At 72.0% G+C, this 20,264-nt stretch carries 13 protein-coding genes; 7 read left to right on the forward strand and 6 right to left on the reverse strand.

From position 1 onward, the window contains the following. The first annotated feature begins 105 nt into the window (after nt 1-105). Together KME66_RS31885 and KME66_RS31890 are read left to right on the forward strand one after the other, a co-directional pair. Entirely contained in the window at nt 106-381 is a 276-nt protein-coding gene (locus KME66_RS31885) for a WhiB family transcriptional regulator (protein WP_216328463.1), read from the forward strand. A gap of 73 nt (nt 382-454) precedes the next feature. After that, nucleotides 455-805, forward strand: coding sequence for a YkvA family protein (locus KME66_RS31890; protein WP_216328465.1), 351 nt, complete (start codon nt 455-457; stop codon nt 803-805). Between the two features lie 70 nt (nt 806-875). Here KME66_RS31890 and KME66_RS31895 read toward each other — a convergent pair whose 3' ends face one another. Continuing rightward, complete coding sequence (locus tag KME66_RS31895) at nt 876-2,234, reverse strand: DUF6777 domain-containing protein (RefSeq protein WP_253208529.1); 1,359 nt, start codon at nt 2,232-2,234, stop codon at nt 876-878. A gap of 189 nt (nt 2,235-2,423) precedes the next feature. Here KME66_RS31895 and KME66_RS31900 point away from each other — a divergent pair, with 189 nt between their 5' ends. Beyond that, a complete protein-coding gene (locus tag KME66_RS31900; RefSeq protein WP_216328467.1) occupies nt 2,424-3,731 on the forward strand; it encodes a streptophobe family protein in 1,308 nt (435 codons plus the stop codon). 19 nt (nt 3,732-3,750) lie between these two features. Here the strand turns inward: KME66_RS31900 and KME66_RS31905 are convergent, their stop codons facing one another. The 4 genes from KME66_RS31905 to KME66_RS31920 all read right to left on the reverse strand — a co-directional run bounded on the left by KME66_RS31905 (nt 3,751) and on the right by KME66_RS31920 (nt 8,677). Beyond that, complete coding sequence (locus KME66_RS31905) at nt 3,751-4,767, reverse strand: serine/threonine-protein kinase (RefSeq protein ID WP_073224108.1); 1,017 nt, start codon at nt 4,765-4,767, stop codon at nt 3,751-3,753. Between the two features lie 6 nt (nt 4,768-4,773). Continuing rightward, the gene (locus tag KME66_RS31910; protein WP_216328469.1) at nt 4,774-5,643 is read right to left on the reverse strand and encodes a hypothetical protein; all 870 of its coding nucleotides are present in this window, start codon (nt 5,641-5,643) and stop codon (nt 4,774-4,776) included. Between the two features lie 9 nt (nt 5,644-5,652). Next, complete coding sequence (locus KME66_RS31915) at nt 5,653-8,010, reverse strand: FHA domain-containing protein (RefSeq protein ID WP_216328478.1); 2,358 nt, start codon at nt 8,008-8,010, stop codon at nt 5,653-5,655. Nucleotides 8,011-8,260: 250 nt separating this feature from the next. After that, nucleotides 8,261-8,677 carry an ATP-binding protein gene (locus KME66_RS31920; protein ID WP_073224105.1) on the reverse strand — a complete coding sequence of 139 codons (417 nt, stop codon included), beginning with the start codon at nt 8,675-8,677 and terminating at the stop codon, nt 8,261-8,263. Nucleotides 8,678-8,901: 224 nt separating this feature from the next. Between KME66_RS31920 and KME66_RS31925 the strand changes: the two genes are divergently transcribed. Further along, the gene (locus tag KME66_RS31925; RefSeq protein ID WP_216328479.1) at nt 8,902-12,276 is read left to right on the forward strand and encodes a LamG-like jellyroll fold domain-containing protein; all 3,375 of its coding nucleotides are present in this window, start codon (nt 8,902-8,904) and stop codon (nt 12,274-12,276) included. 262 nt (nt 12,277-12,538) lie between these two features. Continuing rightward, nucleotides 12,539-14,209 (forward strand): alpha/beta hydrolase, encoded by a 1,671-nt coding sequence (locus KME66_RS31930; protein ID WP_253208530.1) that lies wholly within the window; start codon nt 12,539-12,541, stop codon nt 14,207-14,209. Between the two features lie 142 nt (nt 14,210-14,351). Here KME66_RS31930 and KME66_RS31935 read toward each other — a convergent pair whose 3' ends face one another. Further along, complete coding sequence (locus tag KME66_RS31935) at nt 14,352-16,703, reverse strand: AbfB domain-containing protein (RefSeq protein ID WP_216328482.1); 2,352 nt, start codon at nt 16,701-16,703, stop codon at nt 14,352-14,354. A 593-nt stretch (nt 16,704-17,296) separates the two neighbouring features. On the opposite strand from KME66_RS31935, the gene KME66_RS31940 reads away from it, so the two are divergent. Further along, on the forward strand, nt 17,297-18,379 hold the full coding sequence (locus tag KME66_RS31940) for an ABC transporter substrate-binding protein (RefSeq protein ID WP_216328484.1): 1,083 nt from the start codon (nt 17,297-17,299) through the stop codon (nt 18,377-18,379). 133 nt (nt 18,380-18,512) lie between these two features. Next, nucleotides 18,513-20,231: a sugar ABC transporter ATP-binding protein gene (locus KME66_RS31945; protein ID WP_216328485.1), complete on the forward strand. Its 1,719-nt coding sequence runs from the start codon at nt 18,513-18,515 to the stop codon at nt 20,229-20,231. Nucleotides 20,232-20,264: the final 33 nt, after the last annotated feature.

Raw genomic sequence — 20,264 nt, forward strand, 5'->3', positions numbered from 1 at the left:
TTGAGGCGTCGATCGCCGGTCACCCGCACGGAAGACACGTACGGCAACCGACTTACGACGTCACGACCCTCGTCACGACGTCACGACATTCGGGAGTGAGCAGAGTTGAGCAGCACGGAGAACTGGCGCCTGCACGCCGCCTGCCGCGAGGAGGACCCGGACCTGTTCTTCCCCATCGGCACCACCGGACCCGCGGTCGTCCAGGCCGAGGAGGCCAAGGCCGTCTGCCGGGCCTGCCCCGTCCAGGCCGCCTGCCTGGAGTGGGCCCTGGAGAACAGCCAGGACTCCGGCATCTGGGGCGGCCTGTCCGAGAACGAGCGCCGCGCCCTGAAGCGCCGCACCCGCCGGCGGGCGGAAGCACGGGGACGCGGTGCGGCCTGACGCGTGCCGCTGTGCGCCGGTGCCGCCCGGAGCGATGTTCGTGAGCCGGGAACGAGTGGGTACACGATGAGCCATGGACACCACCGCTTGGCTCGTTCTCGGCGCCGCGGCCGCGCTGATCATGCTGGCCCTCGCAGCCGTGCTGCTGTTTCGCGTCGTGAAGGCGCGGAAGCTGCTGGTCGACGCCGGGATCCCGCTGCGCAGCAAGGCCCTCTTCTGGGCGGCCGTCGTCTACACCGTGTCACCGGTCGACCTGCTGCCCGACCCCGTCTATCTCGACGACATCGGCTTCCTGCTGGTCGCCCTGCGCTCCCTGCACGCGGCCGCTTCGGCCGCCGGAGTGCGTACGGGAACGGGTGCGGGGGCCAAGGCCGGGGCCCGGCCCCAGACGCCGGTGGAGCGCCGGCCCGACGCTGTGGGCTGAGGCGGGGGCTGAGGCGGGGGCGGCGTCCGCCCTGGTCCGCGAGACGGATCAGACACACCGCCCGGCGTGTTCAGCCGAAGGCCGGTGCGCCCGGCGGGGCCGTCCCCGCACCGGGGTCCTGCGGAGCCCCGGTGCCCGGGGCGGGCGGCTGCGGCGCGGACTGCGAGTCGGGCGAGCCCGGCGGGTTCTCCGGCGCGGGCTCGGTGCCCGGGTCGTCGGGCGGCGGCTCGGGGGTCGCCGGGTCGTCCGGCGGGGGTTCCGAGGTCGCCGGGTCCTCACCGGGCCGCGTCGGGTCATCCGGCGCGGGCTCCGACGTGGTGTCCCCGGGCGAGGCCGGGCACGGGTCCGAGCCGGGCGGGCAGGGCGACTCGGAGGCGTCGCCCGGCGGGTCCGTCTTCTTGTCCCCGTCGCCCGTGTCGCCCGCCGGCCGCTTGAACCAGTCGCCGTTCTCGGGATCGACCATCACGAACTCTTTCACCGGCTTCTTCGACGGCTCCACCACGACCACGTCGGAAGCGCGGTAGCCCGGCCACGCCTCGCCCGTCTGCCGCGGGTCCTCCTGCGCGACGGGCGGCAGCAGCGGGTTCCCGCACGCGCACCGCACCCTGGGGACGCCCCGGTCGTCGACGAGGACCGCCGTACCCGCCTGGAGCACCGCCTGATAGGCGTCGGCCTCGCCGTCCCGGAAACCGTGGTTGGTGACGCGGGTGTCCATGCGCAGCGTCACGGGAGTGAGCCCGCGCAGATAGCCGGGGACGTCGGACGGCTCGATGTCCTGGACCGAGGCGAACGCCCGGTTCTTGTCCGGCGCCGCCTGCAACACCTTGACCTGCTGTTCCACATCGCAGCTCGCGACCTTCCGCGTGCCCCCGTACAGCCCCGGGGCGGCCCCGTCCACGCCGCGTGCCACCTGCGCGCCGGTCTTCGACGGGCTCGGTGCGACGGAGGGGCTCGCGGTCCCCGGCTCGGGCGTGTCGTCCTCCGCCGTGGACTCGGTGAACGGATCCGGCCCGGACTCGCCCGCCGCCTGGAGGAAGACCTCGCCGCCCTCCTTCGACCCGCCGCCGTCGGGCCGGGTCAGCACGACGACCAGCACCACGGCGGCGACCAGGGCGGTCGCGATCGCCGCGATCCGGGGCACCGAACGCCACCAGGGACGGTCGGGGCGGGGGCCGGGTGCGGCACCCGAACCGCCGCCCGGACCGCCGGGACCACCGCCCGAGGCACCGGAACCGCCCCCGTCGCCGGATCCGCCGGATCCGCCCGGACCGCCGGGGCCGTTCGGGCCGTGGTCGCCGCCGCTGGGCGGGCCGGACGGCGGGCCCGCAACGGTCGGAGGAGGCGGGGTGGGGCCGGAATCCGAGGGGCCCGAGAGCGGGCCGGACGGAGGCCCGGTGGGGCGGCCGGATGGCGGTGGCTGGACACTCACGGGCTCTGCTCCCCGTTGTCGGGACCCGCCCCGGAAGCTTCGCCCGCCCCGTGAACGCGCCGGGGACAAGAGGTGGCAATCCAGGGCATTTCGCACCATTGTCTGCTCCGCCCCGGCAGTCCCCGCAAGCGGAGGAGCGAACCGTTTCCCCGAGGAGCGAAGCGTCCGGTCCCTGCTTAGCGTGAGGGCGTGAACGTCCGCGCGAGCAACGACGAGAACAGCGCACGCACCCCGCACGGCTGGCGCCAGGCGCTCCTGGCGGTCCTCACCGGTGTGCTGGCCATGGTGGTGACCGCGGCGCTCGGCCTGTGGGCCGCCGGGGCGACCGGGCTGCCAGGCGGAGCCTTCCCGGCCGTCGTCGCCGCGGTCGTGGTGATGGCGGCGGGCGGCTCGGTCGGGCTGTCCGGCGACGCCGGTTCCCTCGTGGGGACGCAGGCCGACCTCTCGGTCCTGCCCCTCTCGGTCACCCTGGTCGGCGCACTCCTCGTCGCCCGGGGCTTCCTCCGCCCGCTGCACCACCGGGCTGTCGCCGAAGCCCGCGAGCTGGCGGGCTGGGCGGGCCGCGTCGCCGCCCTGTGGATCGTCGCGCTGCTCGTCCTCTCGCTGGTCGCCCGGCACACCTTCACCCTCTCGGCCGAGGACCTCACCGGCGGTGGAGCCGGGGACCTCCTCGGGGAGGACCCGCGGATCGGATTCCGGGCGGAGATCCCCCTCACCCTGGTCCTCGGGCTGCTGTGGCTGGCCGGGGTCCTCGTGCTGGCCCTGATCGTCTCGCGCGGCGCGCCGCTGCCCGCCCGGCTGCTGCGCTTCCAGGAAGCCGTGCGTCCGGCGGCGTTCGCCATGGTCGCGCTGCTCCTCGCGTGCGTCGCGCTCGGTGTGATCGCCGGTATCGTCGTGATGATCACGCGCGGGCACCCCGCCGAAACCGCCGCGGTGCTCCTGCTCGGACTGCCCAACCTGGTCTGGCTCGCGCTCACCCTGGGCCTCGGCGCCTCCTGGGAGGGCAAGGTCGAAGGCCCCTTCGGGCTGCCCGTGCCCCAGGTGCTCGACACCGTCCTGCGCACCCCGGATCTCTCCACCCTGAACCTGAGCACCCTGGCCGAACAGGACGGGCGTGTCCGCTGGCTCGTGGTCGTCGTCGCCGTGCTGGTGTCGGCCGCCGCGTTCCTGATGGCGGCCCGGTCGCCCGCCCGGACGCGCCTGTGGCAGCACGCGGTCCACATGGCGGTGGCGCTCACCCTGACCGTGCTGTTCATCTGCCTCGCCGCCCGGATCTCGGCCCACTACGGGCTGTCCCTGCTGGGCCTCGGGGATCTGGGCGGGGCACTCGGCGGTGAGGTGGCGCTGCGTCCGCGACTGTGGACGGCGCTCGGGTTCGCGGTGCTGTGGGGTCTGGTCACCGGCTTCCTCGGCGGCCTCGCGGCCACCCGGGTGCACCGGCGCGGCGAGGTCGTGGAGCCGGATCCGGGCCGACGGCCTCCCGGGGCCGGGACCTGAACGCGCGCCGCTGCCGCGCTCAGCCCCTTCCCGGGAACACCGGGGCGGCCCAGCGCGGCGGGGCGGGTGGCGGTTCCGGTCCGGCCGGCCCGGAACCGGCCGGTGCGTCCACCCGGGTCGGCGGGTGCTCGCCGGGTCCGATGCCCGCCGCCGCGGCCCGCAGGGCGGCGACGAACCGCAGGCAGGTCTCGTACCGGTCCTCCGGCGACTTGGCGAGCGCCTTCGCCAGTACGCCGTCGACGGTGACGGGCAGTCCGGGCCGCAGCCCGCTCGGCGGGGTGGGCGGGTCGTACTGGTGGGCCCAGAGCAGCGCCATGTCGTCGTCCCGCCGGAAGGGCGGAGCTCCGGTCAGGCTCTCCTGGACGACGCAGGCGAGGCTGTACACGTCGCACCGCCCGTCCACCGGACGACCGGAGATCTGCTCCGGCGCCACGTAGTCGAGAGTGCCGACGAACTGGCCGACCGTGGTGAACCCGGTCAGCGACAGCGACTTCTTCGTCAGCCCGAAGTCCGTCAGGTACACGTGCTCGGGATGGTCGCTGTCGGTGCCCGCCGCCACCAGGATGTTGCCCGGCTTCACGTCCCGGTGCACCAGGTCGTGGTCGTGGGCCGCGTCGAGCGCGGACGCGACCTGGGCGGCGATCCGGACGGCGGCCGTCAGGTCCAACGGCCCGCGCCGGTCGATCAGGACGCGCAGATCCGCACCCGCGACGAAGCGCATGGCGATGTAGAGCAGCCCCTCCGTCTCCCCCGCCTCGAACACCGGCACGATGTGGGGGTGGTCGATCGCGGCCGCGACCCGGGACTCGTGCGTGAAACGCTGCCGGAAGGTGTCGTTGCGGGCCAGCTCGGGGGCGAGCAGCTTCAGCGCGACGGTCCGGTCCAGTCGCAGGTCCTTGGCGCGGTAGACGACGGCCATGCCGCCGCGGCCGATCTCGGCCTCCACGAGATAGCCCGCGATCCGCTTTCCCACGAGATCGTCCTCGCGACCGGTGGGCACCGAGGCATCGTGCGACGGGGGAGGCGGCGGCGCCATCGCCCGTCACCGCCCCGCATCGGCCGACGGCCCGCCGCCGGCGGGTCCGTCGGGCCCGGCGAGGGGGATCGCCCGGGTGGGTTCGGGGGCCTCGGGCGTCACCACGCGGGTGGGTTCGGGGCGGTCGGGTGCGGCTGCACGGGTGGGTTCGGGGTCGTCGGGCGTGGCTATGCGGGTGGGTTCGGGTCCTTCGGGGGGCACGAAGCGGGTTGCCTCCGGCGCTTCGGACGTGACCACGCGGGTGGGCTCGGGGCGGTCGGGTGTGACCACGCGGGTGGGTTCGGGGCCGTCGGGCGGGACCGCACCTACCGGCTCCGGTTCCTCGCCGGTTGCCGCCGGAGACGGCGCGGGGGCGTCCGTCTCCCCGGATGCCGGCGCCGCCACTCCCGGGCCGGCCTCCGCCGCGTACGTGCTCAGCCGGTCCCCGTCGCAGTAGACCCACCGCTCGTGCTCGGCGTCGTACAGCCAGACCGACTCCCCGTCCACCACCATCCCGACCCGCAGCCCCCGGGTCCGCTGCCGGAAGCCCTCCCCGTCGCTGCGGCCCTCGGCCAGGTCCTGGGCGGCCCGGCGGTACCGGCTCAGCGACTCCTCCACCCTGGCCAGCAGCGGTCGTGGGTCCGCGGTGCGGGCGAGCGGCGCCCCGGGGGCCGGGGGCGTCCGCGGTACGGAGACGAGGAGGCGGCCGTCGACCCAGGCCGACCAGCCGTTGGAGCAGGCGACGTACGCCCAGTCACCGCGCCGGTCCCGCACCTCCACGGGCAGCAGTGCGTCCAGCGGATCGGTGGGACGGGCGACGTCCGGGGACTCCCACGCGGGCAGCCCGTCCGGCGGGACGACGTGCGTGGGGCGGAACTCCGGGGTCGGGGTCGCCATGGAACCACCTCACTTCCGCATGACCGCGGGTTCGTGCCGCCTCAGCAGTTTCGCGACCACGTATCCGAAGACGAGCGAGAGGACGACCATCATGCCCATGTTGAGCAGCCAGATCCCCGCCGAGTGCTCGAAGAGCGGATCGGAGGTCAGCTCGCCCGGCACGATCCGGGCCAGATCGATCGTCCCGGCCATCGCGCCCAGCGCCCATCGCGACGGCACCAGCCAGGACAACTGCTCGACGCCCGGGACACCGTGCAGCTTGAGCAGCGCGCCGCAGAAGACGACCTGGACGATCGCGAGGAGGACGAGCAGCGGCATCGTCACCTCCTCCTTGCGCACCAGTGCGGAGACCAGCAGGCCGAGCATCATCGCGGTGAAGGACAGCAGGGCCACGGCCAGCGTGATCTCCACGAGCGGTGGCAGGAACACCCCTTCGCCGCCGGGCGCTCCGAGATCGACGCCCACCAGGCCCACCAGGGTCAGCACCACGGCCTGGAGGACGGTGATGGTCCCGAGCACCACGATCTTCGACATGAGGTACGCGGATCTGGACAGGCCGACGGCTCTCTCGCGCTGGTAGATCACCCGTTCCTTGACCAACTCCCGTACCGCGTTGGCCGCTCCGGTCAGCACTCCGCCCACGCACAGGATCAGCAGGGCGTTCATCGCCGTCTCCTGGGTGAGCCGGCTGCCCGCCAGTGCGCGGGCCATGGCGCCCATGACGAACGGCAGCGCGATCATGATGATCAGGAACGTCCGGTCCGCACTCAGCGCGGAGGCGTACCGGCGCACCAGGGTGCGCAGTTGCGCACCCCAGGAGCGGGTCTTCGGCGGAGGCGCGACCAGTGCTCCGGGCGCGGCGGCCGGCAGATGCGGCTGGGCCGTGGCGTTGTCGATGTACTGACGGCGGAAGGGCGATCCGGCGTAGGTGCTCGCCCAGTCGCGACCGCGGTCGTTCTCGAACGCCTCGAACGCCTCCGGCCACTCCTCGAAACCGAAGAAGGCGAGAGCGTCCTCGGGCGGGCCGTAGTAGGCGATGCGTCCGCCGGGCGCGAGGACGAGCAGCCGGTCGCAGACCTCCAGGCTCAGCACGCTGTGCGTCACCACGATGACGGTACGGCCGTCGTCGGCCAGTCCGCGCAGCATGTGCATGACCGAGCGGTCCATCCCGGGGTCGAGCCCCGAGGTCGGCTCGTCCAGGAAGAGCAGCGAAGGCTTCGTCAGCAGCTCCAGGGCCACGCTCACCCGCTTGCGCTGGCCGCCCGAGAGCGAGTGGATCGGCTGGTCGGCGCGCTGTTCGAGGCCGAGTTCCTGGATCACCTCGGTGACCCGTGCCTGCCGTTCCGCCTTCGCGGTGTCCTGGGGGAAGCGGAGCTCGGCGGCGTACCCGAGGGCTTTGCGCACGGTCAGCTGCGCGTGCAGGATGTCGTCCTGCGGTACGAGGCCGATGCGCTGGCGCAGTTCGGCGAAGTCCCGGTAGAGGTCACGGCCGTCGTAGAGCACGGTGCCCCGGTCGGCCGGGCGCTGGCCGGTGAGTGCGTTGAGCAGGGTGGACTTGCCCGCGCCGCTGGGCCCCACCACGCCGAGCAGGCACTTCTCGCCGACGGGGAAGGAGACCTTGTCCAGCAGGGTCTTGCCGCCCTTGCCCGCGCGGCCGACCGTCACCTCCAGGTCCTGGACGTCCAGCGACACCTCACCGGTGTCCACGAACTCCTGGAGAACGTCGCCGACCAGGCAGAACGCCGAGTGGCCGATACCGACGATGTCGCCGGGACCGACGGGGCCGCGGGCGACCGGCTGGCCGTTGAGGAAGGTGCCGTTGTGGCTGCCGAGGTCGACGATCTCGTGACGGCCGTCGGCCAGGGCGCGCAGTTCGGCGTGGTGGCGCGAGACGACCAGATCGTCGATGACGAGGTCGTTCCCGGCGTCGCGTCCGATCCGTACGGTCCTGGCGGGCAGCGGCCGAACCGTCGTCGGCTGACGGAACGTGCCGGTCGCCGCGGGCATCGACACGGCCGAGGGGCGTTCGGCGGAGGGCGCGGGAGCTTCCCGGCCCAGCAGCACGGCGCGCGGCCCGTCGCTCGGATTGCCGAAGCGGATCTCACTGCCCGCAGCGACGTCGGAGGCGTGGACGCGCCGGCCCGCGGTGTACGTGCCGTTGGTGCTGTGCTCGTCCTCGATCGTCCAGTGGCCGTCCTCGGCGTGCAGGATCGCGTGGTGCCAGGAGACCCGGTCGTCGTCGATGACGATGTCACTGTCGGGGTCGCGCCCCACGTGGTAGTCCCGGCTCGGACTCATCACCGTGGAGCCGCGATCGGTCTCCAGGACGAGCTCGGGCGCAGTCGGCGTCGCAGGCCGCTCTCCCATGCCTGAATTCTATCGATACGTACCGGCAGGCGCCCGCCGTCGAGGCGTCCGGCGTGGGGGAGCCGCTCCCCTTCCGGACGCGGTGTCCGGAGAGACACGGCGCTGCGGCCTCGGTGCGGTCCTCGGCGCATCACGGTGTTCCGGCCCCGGTGCGGCGCCCCGTCCTCCTGCGTCAGCGCGGGGCGGGTCTTCGGCCTCGGCGTGGGGCGCCGTGCTCCGGCGTCAGCGCGGGGGGCGCCGTGCTCCGGCGTCAGCGCGGCACGGTGGCGAGGATGACCTTCCCTCCGCCCACCGTCTCGCGGACCCGTACCTCCTGGGCCAGCCGCTGGACCATCGGCCAGCCGAACCCCCCGGCCCGGCCGGTCAGGTCGGGCGTCCGGTCCTGCGGATGGGCCGGGCTCGGGTCGGTGACCCGGACGTGGACGCCCCTGCGGTCCGCGGTCAGCCACAGGGCGGTGACGGCCCCCGCGTGCCGGACGGCGTTGGTGACCAGCTCCGACACGAGGATCAGGAGGTTCTGGACCATGTGCGCGTTCGGAGCGGGGTGCAGTCGGGCGACGAAGGCGCTGACGGCGTCCCGCGCGTCGGCGGCCCTCTCCGGCCTGCAGACGAAGTCGGTACGGGTCTCGCCGTCCGGTGCCAACGTCATCAGAATGCGGTCGTTCATAGCGGTCACCCCGTCGCGTGAGCTTTCTGGCTGCAGTTCGGATACCCGCGAAACGGCGTTTCACCGAGGCCCCCGGCGGAAGGCCTGCCCCGCAGACCGATCGGCTCGCTCCCCGCCCCGGGTCGATGCCGCGGCCGCATCGTCCCTGGTGTGGGGCCAGATCTTTCTATCGTTGAAAATTTCGCGTGCGCGACCCGTTGTGCCGTGTTTGGTGTTGTGGCTCAATGTTCGACCATGTGCAGTGCCTCGCAGGTTGGAGGCACCCCCGGCTCTTCGACGAGGACGACGCCTTGAGACGACAACACCCGCGCCCCCGTGCCCTGTTCAGGGCCCTGACCTGCGCTGCGGCGCTGCTCATACCGGTCGGCGCCGCCGTGGTGCCGACGGCGGCCGCCGCGCCCGCCGCTCCGGCCGGAGCCACCGTGAGGGCCTTCGCGGCGGACGACCCGGTCGCCGACGTGCACGGGCTGAAGGGCGAGTACTTCAGCATGTCCGCCCCGGGCGCCCGCGACTTCGCCGAGCTCGGCGCCACCACCCTCGACCCCGACATCAACTTCCCCGGACTCACCGGTGCGTTCGAGTCGGCGACCGGGAGGACCGAGCACACGACGGCCCGGTGGACCGGACAGATCGAGGCCCCCGAGACCGGCGAATACACCTTCTGGGCCGTCGGCGACAACGGATTCCGGCTCTTCCTCGATGGCAACGTTGTCATCGACCACTGGGAGCCGGACTGGGACAACGAGCGGCACAGCGAGCCGATCGCCCTGACGGCGGGGGAGAAGTACGACGTCAAGCTGGAGATGTTCCAGGACACCGGCGGCGCCAGCATGTTCCTGCGCTGGCAGAGCGACACGGTCGGGAAGCAGATCGTCCCCGAGTCCGCCTTCACCCCGCCCGCCGACTTCGAGGTCTACCCGGTCGCCCTGAGCGTCGCGCGGAACGGCAAGCGCCTCCAGGCCACCTTCAGGGACCGGGTCGCGGACTACCGGAAGGTGAAGGAGCACCTCACGATCGAGGCCGACACCTCCCCGATGCCGGTGAAGTCGGTGAATCGCGCCTCGGACAACCCGAACGCTCTGATCGTCGAACTCGACGCGCCCGTGCAGAAGGGCCAGCGCGTCAAGGTCGCCTACGACGGCAAGGGCGGCCTGACGTCCGGGTCCGAGACCGTCCCGGAGATCGGCCGCACCGCTGAGAACCTCTCCACGCACCGCCTCACCACCACCTGGGGAGACCGGCTGGACGAGAACCACCCGCTGCCCGAGTACCCCCGGCCGCAGCAGGTCCGCGATCAGTGGAAGAACCTCAACGGCCCCTGGGAGTTCGCCGGGGCCGCCGAGGGTGAGCAGCCGGTCTTCGGCAAGAAGCTCGACGAGAAGATCATCGTGCCGTTCCCCGTCGAATCCCAGCTCTCCGGGCTGGAGCGCGACGAGGACCACATGTTCTACCGCAAGCTCGTCACCGTTCCGAAGAGCTGGTCGATCGCCAAGGGCTCCCGAGACGGCAAGGGTGACGCCGGTGGCCGGGGCAAGCGGCTGAAGCTCAACTTCGACGCGGTCGACTACCGGTCCACCGTGTGGGTCAACGGCACCAAGGTCGCCGAACACACCGGCGGCTACACCGGGTTCAGCGCCGACATCACCGACGCGCTCCAGGGCGGCGGCCCCCAGGAGATCGTCGTCGCGGTCACCGACACGACCGGTCCGAACCAGCCGAAGGGCAAGCAGTCCACCAGCCCCGGCGGCATCGTCTACACCCCGACCTCCGGCATCTGGCAGACCGTGTGGATGGAGCCCGTCGCCCCCGCGGCCATCGACTCCCTGACCACCACCCCGGACATCGGCACCGGCCGCCTCGCGGTCACGGTCAACTCCGCGAAGGCCTCGGCCGACGCCCGGATCACCGCCGTCGCCCGCGACCGCGGGGGCAGGGTCGTCGGCACGGTGAGCGGCCCCGCCAACCGCGAGCTCGGCCTGCGGCTCAAGAACCAGCACCTCTGGTCGCCCGACGACCCCTACCTGTACGACCTCGACGTCTCCCTCGTCGACGGCCGCTCCGAGGACCGTGTCGAAAGCTACTTCGGCATGCGGCAGCTGAAGGTCGACGAGGTGGGCGGCTACCAGAAGCTCGTCCTCAACGGAAAGCCGTTCTTCTCCCTCGCCATGCTCGACCAGGGATTCTGGCCCGACGGGCTGTACACCCAGCCCAGCGATGCGGCGCTCACCTTCGACCTGAAGGCCCAGAAGAACCTCGGCTTCAACGCCGTGCGCAAGCACATCAAGGTCGAGTCGCCGCGCTGGTACTACCATGCCGACCGGCTCGGGCTGCTCGTCTGGCAGGACTTCGTCAACGCCGACATCGGCAACGACGCCGGCCGGAGCGCCTTCCTCGCGCAGGGCAAGGAGTTGATGAAGCAGTTCCACAACCACCCCTCCATCAGCGGCTGGATCGTCTTCAACGAGGGATGGGGCGAGTGGGACCGCACGGAGACCGGACGGATCGCCGATGAGGTCGAGGCGCTGGACCCGTCCCGCGTGGTCAACGCGCACAGTGGCGTCAACTGCTGCGCCTCCAAGGGTGATTCCGGCAAGGGTGGGATCATCGACCACCACGACTACCTGAACAACGACCCGGCCTTCCCGGACGAGCGGCGCGCGGCGATGGACGGCGAGCACGGCGGCTTCACGCTGCGGACCCCCGGTCACCTGTGGCCCGGAGCCCCGGCCGACATCTACTCCGGCGTGGCGGACAAGGACGCCCTCACCGCGAAGTACGTCGACAACACCCGTACCCACTACCTCGCGGCCGCCGGCGCCGAACTGTCCGGCTCCGTCTACACCCAGGTCAGCGATCTGGAGAACGAGCTCAACGGGTTCTGGACGTACGACCGCCGAGAGATCAAGGTCGACCCGAGGAAGGTCCGCGAGATCAACCGCCGGGTCATCGCAGCCGGGGCCGGCGCCGGCGAGCGTGATGATCTGGAGGGCGGCGGTTCCTGGTCGCTCGACGAGAACAAGGGCACGACCGCCCGCGACAGCGGCCCCAACAAGGCCCATCTCACGCTGGAGGGCGGTTCGTCCTGGGCCCCGGGCATCACGGGCTCGGCGCTGAAGTTCGACGGCGAGGGGGGCTACGCACAGAGCGCCGGCCCGGTCGTGGACACCACGAAGGACTACACCGTCTCCGCGTGGGCCTCGCTCGACGCCGTACCGGGCAACTACGCCACCGTCGTCAGCCAGGACGGCCGGCGCACCGAGAACCCCTTCTACCTCCAGTACGGCCAGGGGGCCTTCGCCTTCTCCACCCCGGGCGGCAAGCGCGCCCGTCTGGAGACCGTCCCGCAGACGGGGAGGTGGTACCACCTGGTCGGCGTGCGCGAGGGCGACGCGATCACGCTGTACGTCGACGGGAAGACCGCCGCCACCGCCGAGGCCGGGCCGGCCGACGTGAGCACCGGACCGCTCTCCGTCGGGCGGGCCCGGTACGGCGGTGCCACGACCGACTTCTGGAACGGCTCCGTCGACCAGGTCGAGGTGTTCGACAAGGCCCTGACCGCGGAGGAGGTCTCCGCGCTCCACGACCGTCAAAAGCCGTAGTCCGCAAGGACGTGAGGACACTTCCCGGAGCGCCCGCAGTCCCCGGGCGCTCCGGGAAGGAGGCGCACCCCGCGGTCTCCGGGTGTGCCGGGGCGCGGCGCACCCGCCATGGCGGAAATGGTTCTCCAACCCGCGGACCATTCACGCCTGTTGCCGTCATTCCCGAGAGGTAGCGGAGGTGAGGCCCCGGGAGGGATACGCAGGCGTACACAGGTCCGACAGGATCCTCCTGTCCGAACATGCGACCGGAAGGATCGATATCGTGCGCAGACGACGTCTCGCGCCTCTGGTGGCCGTGAGCGCCTTGGCGACGCTGGCCCCGGCGCTCGTCACCTCGACGGCCACCGCGGCCCCGGCTGCCGCCCCCTCGGCCGGGACCTCCTCGGCCGTCTCCTCACCCGCCGCCACGAGCGGGCTCGACCGGTATGTGAAGCAGAAGCCCGCGTGGAAGCGGTGCGCCCCGGAAGTGTCGGCGGCGTACCAGTGCGCCACCGTCAAGGTCCCGCTGGACTACCGGAAGCCCGGAGGCAAGCGGATCGAGCTGGCGATATCCCGGATCAGAACCGCCGAGCCCGGCAAGCGGCGCGGCATCCTCCTCTCCAACCCCGGTGGACCCGGTGGCGACGGGCTGTGGATGCCGCTGATGATGAAGGAGGAGCTGCCCGAGTCCGTGCTGAAGCGCTACGACCTGGTCGGCTTCGACCCGCGCGGTGTCGGCCGCTCCAGCCCGGTCTCCTGCGACCTGACGCCGGAACAGGAGAACTGGCTGAGGCCGTACAAGGCGGAGACGTACGCCAAGGACGTCGCGTGGGCGCGCACGGTGGCGGACAAGTGCCGCAAGAGGATGGGGAACCGGCTCCCGCACATCACGACCCGCAACACCGCGCGCGACATGGATCTGGTGCGGGCGGTCCTCGGCGAGAAGAGGATCTCCTACTTCGGCTACTCCTACGGCACCTATCTGGGAGCCGTCTACGCCCAGCTCTTCCCGGCCCGCGCCGACCGGTTCGTGCTGGACAGCGCGGTCGACCCGCGGCGTGCCTGGCGGGGGATGATCCAGTGGTGGGCCGAAGGCGCGGAACCCGCCTTCGACCGGTGGACCGAATGGGCCGCCGCGCGCTCGAAGACGTACGGCCTCGGCGACACCCCGAAGAAGGTCGACCGGACCTTCTGGGATCTCGTCGCGCGGGCCGACGAGGACCCGATCGAGGTGGACGGACAGCCCACCAGCGGCGACGACATCCGTCAGGGGATGCGCGCACTGGCCTTCACCCCGCAGGCCGCCTCCGAGGCGGTCGTGGAGCTGAAGAAGGCCGCGCAGGGCAGGCCCGCCTCCGCGCGGAAGCTCTCCCTGATCACCGAAGGCGGCGCTACCGGTGCGCCCGAGTGGGCCGGAAGGGCCGCGCTCGCCGCCGAGGCCCCCGCCGACAACATGACGGCCGCCTTCTGGGCCGTGGTGTGCGGCGACAACTCGGCCGCGTGGTCACGCGATCCGAGGACCTACCGGCGGGACGCCATCGAGGACAAGGGCCGCTACCCCCTCTTCGGGGACTTCGCCTCCAGCATCAAGCCCTGCGCGTTCTGGAGGAAGTCCGCCGAGCCGGTGACCGCGGTCAGGAACAGGGTCGGCTCCCTCGTCGTCCAGAACGAGTGGGACTCGCAGACCCCGCTGCCCAGCGGCCGGGCCCTGCACGCCCAGCTGCGGGGCTCGAAGATGGTCACGGTCCTCGGCGGCGAGGGCCACGGTGTCTACCCGAGCGGCACCACCTGCACGGACGGCGCGGTCAACCGCTACCTGGCCACTGGCAGGCTGCCCGCGAAGGACGTGACCTGCAGGGCGACCGCCGCGTCGAACGCCCGGGCCCGCGAGGACCGGAAGCCGGACGTGCTCCCCGGGTCGCCGGTCCCGGAACGCGCCCCGGACCGCTTCTGACCCGTTGAGCCCGGCGGGACGTCTCCCGCCGGGCGCCTCCCGCCGGGCTCAACGGCGGGAACAGCGAGCAGCAGGGGCCCGGCGGCGACGGGGGGAACGTTCTCCGCCGCTGCCGGGCCCCTGCCGTGCCCCCGCGCTCAGGTCAGGGCGCCCACGGTGCGTCCACCGCCCACGTCGTGTCCTCGGTGAACAGCGCCGGGCTGTCGAAGGGCCGGCCGCCGCCGGGCGTGGCGAGCCACACCTCGGAGTCGATGTGCCGCAGATAACTGCCGGGCAGATTGGCGCTGGTGAACCGCACACCGCCCACACCCGCGACCGCGCACCACGTCGCATCCGCCCGGAACAGCGCGGAGTTGTCGTCGGCGTCGCGGCGCACCCGGAAGTCCCGGTGGCGGAGGAATTCGCCGGGGTAGTTCCGGGACTCGAACGAGTAGCAGTTGCTGTTGGCGAGCCCGGGGACGATCTTCCAGGTGGCGTCCGCCTTGAGCAGGGCCGGGCTTCCGCCGTTCACCACCTCCGTGAAGGCCAGCCCGTCGTAGTGGCGCAGGTGCTTCGTGGTGTGCCCGGGTGTGGTGACCCGCAGCGACGTGTACCGGCCGGTGGGGAGTCCGACCGGCGGGACGGGGTCGCGCGACGCCTGGATGAGGGCCTCGTTGGCGGCCTTCACCCGGGCCGTGTCCACCTTCACCACCTGGCGGTCGTACGTCAGGAGTCCGTTCGCCTCGTTCTCGACGTCCGTGATCTCCGTGTACACCGACGCGGAGAGCCCGGCGGGCAGCTGGCCGATCCGGATGGCGTCGAGCAGCCCGACGAACCGGTTGCCGAGAGCCGCGACGCTCGGCTGGTCCTCGTAGCTGAAGCCGCCGCCCGGATACCACTCGTGGCCCGGCACCTTGTAGCCCAGCCCGCCGAACTCGCCCAGCACGGCCGCCCGGGTCGCGGTCGGCGCGGTGTTGCCGGGGCCGACGTAGACGTGGTGGTCCACCACGTCGCCGTTGCCGCCGTCGACGGAGCCGCAGCAGTTCACCCCGCTCATGTTGTTGACCAGCCGCGAAGGGTCCTGGGCCTTCACCTCGTCGGCGATCCTCGCCTGGTCGTACTGTCCCCAGCCCTCGTTCTGGTTGACCCACATGACCACGGAGGGCGAACTGCGGTGCTGGTCGATGATGGTGCGGTACTCCGCCTCCCACTGGGTGCGGGCCGGCCCGTCCGGCACCTTGCCGGTGTCCATCGACGGCATGTCCTGCCACACCAGCAGACCCAGCTTGTCCGCCCAGTGGAACCACCGCTGCGGCTCCACCTTGATGTGCTTGCGGACCATGTTGAACCCGAGGTCCTTGTGCGCCTGGAGGTCGTACCTCAGCGCCTCGTCGCTCGGCGCGGTGTAGATGCCGTCCGGCCAGTAGCCCTGGTCCAGGGTGCCGGTCTGGAACACGAACTCCCCGTTGAGAACCGGCCGCAGGATGCCGTCGACCTCGGCGATCCCGATCGACCGCATGCCGGTGTAGCTGCCCACGGTGTCGGTGACGGCCGAGCCGTCGAGGAGATCCGCCGCCACGTCGTACAGGAACGGATCCTCCGGCGTCCAAAGGCGGGGGTTCGGTACGGGCACGGAGATCTCGCCGCTCACCGCTCCGGTCGCCGTGCCCACGACCGTAGTGCCGCTGGAGACGGTGATCCGGGCGCTGCGCCCGGCCGCGCCCGACGTCCGGACCCTCACCCGCAGGGTGCTGTTCCCCAGGTCCGGCGTCATGTCGAGGCGGGTGATGTGCGCGGCTGCCACCGGTTCCAGCCAGACCGTCTGCCAGATGCCGGAGGCCGCGGTGTAGAAGATCCCGCCGCCCGGATGCGGCTTCACCTCGTTGACCCGCTGCTTGCCGACCGCCTGGCCGCCGGTCTGGGTCGGGTCGTGGACGGAGACGACGACCGTGTTCGTGCCGCCGTTCAGCTGCGGGGTGATGTCGTACGCGAACGAGTCGAACCCGCCCTTGTGCACCCCGGCCCGGGTGCCGTTGACCCAGACCGTGGTCTGCCAGTCGGAGGCCCCGAAGTGCAGCTTCACCCGGCGGCCGGCCCAGTCGGCGGGGACGGTGAAGGTCCGCTTGTACCAGAGCTTGTCGTTCTCGGTGATGCGGCGCTGGATGCCGGAGAGCGCGGACTCGGCGACGAACGGGACCCGGATCCGCTCCGGGAACGTGGCCGGCTGCCCGGCGTCACGGCCGGTGACGGCGAAGTCCCAGATCCCGTTGAGGTTCGTCCAGTCGGGGCGGGTCAGCTGCGGGCGCGGGTACTCCGGCAGCGGCTTGTCGACCGGGACGCTGTTCGTCCACGGCGTCGTCATGGGCGCGGGCTTCGGCTCCCAGGCGGCGGGGGCGGCGGCGGCCGGAGCGGTGCCGGTCCCCACGAGGGCGGTGGCCACCAGGGCGAACAGGCCGGTGGTGGCCGTTAATCTCCGCCACCAGGTGCGGCGTCGGGGTGCGGGTGCTGGTCGCATGGTCGGACATCCCTTTCTGCGGTCGTACGGGGAGGGGGCGGTCGGTACGCCGGGAGAGCTCTGGGCAGCCGCGGCAGATGCTCCGCCGCCGGTGGTACGCACGTGAACCGAGGTGCGGAGCAAGGCGGCGGGCGATCGGCCGGGCGCATGCCGAGGAGCGCCGTCGCGCGGCGGCGGGGGCGGACGAGGGGCCGTTCTGCAACGTTAGAAATCAGCTGTCCGGCGGTATGACAGCACGGGGTCGGGCGGGTGTCCATACCCCGCGCAGAGCCCGCGCCGAGCGGTGAGCCGTCGGTCGCGCCATGTCCCGGGCCGCCGTCCAACCCCGGTCGCGCAGCGCCCCGGGCCGCCGTCCGGCACTTTCTGGAAACGCATCGACAGCGCTCTTGCCGCCCGTGCCGCGCCGCCTATATAACGTTGTAAACCGAGCCGCCGACAGGCCGCGCACACTCTCACGACCGCTGTTGCCGCAGTCCGGAGCAGGGGTGTGAGGAGTGCGGCGGCACCGGCTGCCCCATGGCCGATGCCTCGTCCCGCATGCCCGACCGCACGCCGATCAGCGTGCCGTCAACCCGCCAAGGAGCGTTCCGCGCATGATGATCCAGCGTCGATCCCGTACCCTCGCCGTGGCCTGCGTCCTCGCCGCCACCACGCTGGCCGCCGCCGGCTGCGCCAAGTCGGAGACCTCCAGCAACGCGGGCGGCGACAGCGGCCAGGCGGCCCAGGAGGCCAAGACCCCTGAATCCTCGTCCGGCGCCGGCTGCACGCTGGAGACCTACGGTGCGCCCGGACTGGACCTGAAGAACGCCGTGGTCGGCTTCTCCCAGTCGGAGAAGGAGGCCAACCCGTTCCGGATCGCCGAGACCCGGTCCATCAAGGACGAGGCGAAGAAGATCGGCGTGAAGAAGCTCCTCACCACCAATGCCCAGTCCCAGCTGTCCAAGCAGATCAGCGACATCCAGGACATGCTGTCCCAGGGCGCGCAGTTCCTCATCGTCGCCCCGCTCAACTCCGACGGTCTGGAGCCCGCGTTGAAGGCGGCGGCCGCCAAGAAGGTCCCCGTCCTCACCATCGACCGCAAGGTCAACTCCACCGCCTGCAAGGACTACGTGGCCTTCCTCGGCTCCGACTTCGTCGAGCAGGGCAAGCGCGCCGCCGACGCGATGATCAAGGTGACCGGAGGTCAGGGCAAGGTCGCGATCCTGCTCGGCGCCTCCGGTAACAACGTCACCACCGATCGCACCAAGGGCTTCGTCGACCAGGTGAAGGCGGAGGCCCCCGGGCTGGAGATCGTCGCACAGCAGACCGGCGAATTCGCCCGTGACAAGGGCCAGCAGGTCATGGAGCAGCTCATCCAGTCCAAGCCCGACATCACCGCCGTCTACGCCGAGAACGACGAGATGGGCCTCGGGGCGGTCACCGCGCTGAAGGCGGCCGGCAAGGAGCCGGGCAAGGACGTCAAGATCGTCTCGGTCGACGGCACCCGCAATGCCGTCCAGGCCCTGGTCGACGGCGAGTACAACGCCGTCATCGAGTCCAACCCGCGCTTCGGTCCCCTCGCCTTCGCCACCGCGCAGAAGTTCTACGCCGGTGAGGAGATCCCCGAGAACGTCATCATCGCCGACCGCGCGTACGACGAGGTCAACGCCGAGGAGTCGCTCGGCGGAGCGTACTGACCCGGCCGGCGTTCCCGACGGAACCCGCACCGGCACCCCGACCGGCACGTCGGCCGCCGCCCCGGCCCCGGACATCCCCCGGGGCGACGCGGCGGCCCGGCACCGTTCCCGTACCACCGGAAGGCCAGGATCCATGGCACCCACCCACGCGCCGCCCCCGCATGCCGAGACCGCCGGGGCCGCTGCCGCCCGGCCCGTCCTCGAAGCCCGCTCCGTGAGCAAGCGCTTCCCGGGCGTCGTCGCCCTCGATGACGTCTCCTTCGCCCTGCGCGCGGGCGAGGTCCATGCGCTCGTCGGCGAGAACGGGGCCGGCAAGTCCACCCTCATCAAGGTGCTCACCGGTGTCCACCGGAGCGACGAGGGCGAGGTGCGCGTCAGCGGCGAACCCGTCCGCTTCGCCCGCCCCTTCGAGGCGCAGCAGGCCGGGATCTCCACCATCTACCAGGAGGTGAACCTCGTCCCGCTGATGAGCGTGGCGCGCAACGTCTTCCTGGGGCGGGAGCCGAAGAACCGTTTCGGGCTCATCGACTTCTCCCGGATGCACCGGGAGACGAGCGCGCTCCTCGACGGCTTCGGTGTCCGCGTCGACCCGAAGCGCCCCCTGCACACCCTCGGCATCGGCACCCAGCAGATGGTCGCTCTCGCCCGCGCCGTCTCCGTACGGGCGCGGGTCGTCATCATGGACGAGCCGACGTCGTCCCTGGAGCCCCGTGAGGTCGAGACCCTGTTCGGGGTCATCGAGAACCTGCGCGGTCAGGGCATCGCCGTCCTCTACGTCAGCCACCGCATGGACGAGCTGTACCGCATCTGCGACCGGGTCACCGTGCTGCGCGACGGCCGCCACATCCACACCGGCGAACTCGCCCCGCTGGACCGCATGCGGCTGGTGTCGATGATGCTCGGCCGTGACATGGCCGAGGTCCGCCGCGACGGTCTCACCGGCTTCGCCGCCGAGGGGCACGACACCGCCCGAGCCCCCGTGCTCACCGCGACCGGCCTCGAACGCCATCACCAACTGCACGACATATCTGTGGAGTTGTACGCCGGTGAGGTGCTGGGACTCGGTGGTCTGTTGGGCTCCGGGCGCAGCGAGACCGCGAAGGCGCTGACCGGGGCGCTTCCCCTGGACGGCGGGGAGATCACCGTCGGCGGCAAGCGCATCGGCCGGCCCACCCCGGCCGCAGCCATCCGCGCGGGCATCAGCATGCTCCCCGAGGACCGCAAGGCCGAGGGCATCGTGCCGGGTCTCTCCGTCCGCGAGAACATCGTGCTCGCCGCCATGCCCCGGCTCTCCAGGGCCGGGATCGTCTCCCGCGCCAAGCAGGACCGCATCGTCGGCATCTTCATGGAACGCCTGCGGATCAAGGCCTCCAGCCCCGAGCAGAAGGTCGGCGAACTCTCCGGCGGCAACCAGCAGAAGGTGCTGCTCGCCCGCTGGCTCTGCCTGGAGCCCACGGTCCTGCTGCTCGACGAGCCCACCCGCGGCATCGACGTGGGTGCCAAGGCCGAGGTCCAGTCGCTCATCGACGAACTCGCCCGTGAGGGGCTCGCCGTGCTGCTGATCTCGTCCGACATCGAGGAGCTGATCGAGGGCGCCGACCGCATCGTCGTCCTGCGCGGCGGCGCGGTCGCCGGTGAACTCGCCGGCGACGAGGTGGACGAGAGCCGCCTCCTCGAAGTGCTCGCCGACCACACGCCCGGCACCGTGCCCGCCGACCGGACTGCCGACGCCGTGGCGGCCGACCGCACGCCCGACGCGGTGCCCGCCGACCGCACTGCCGGCACCGTGCCCGCCGGCCGCACGCCCGACACCGGCGGGAAGATCCCGGCCGGCCAGGAGGACCTCCGATGATGAACAACCGACCGGAGCCCGCAGAAAGGAGGG

This window comes from Streptomyces sp. YPW6, from assembly GCF_018866325.1.
Classification (GTDB): domain Bacteria; phylum Actinomycetota; class Actinomycetes; order Streptomycetales; family Streptomycetaceae; genus Streptomyces.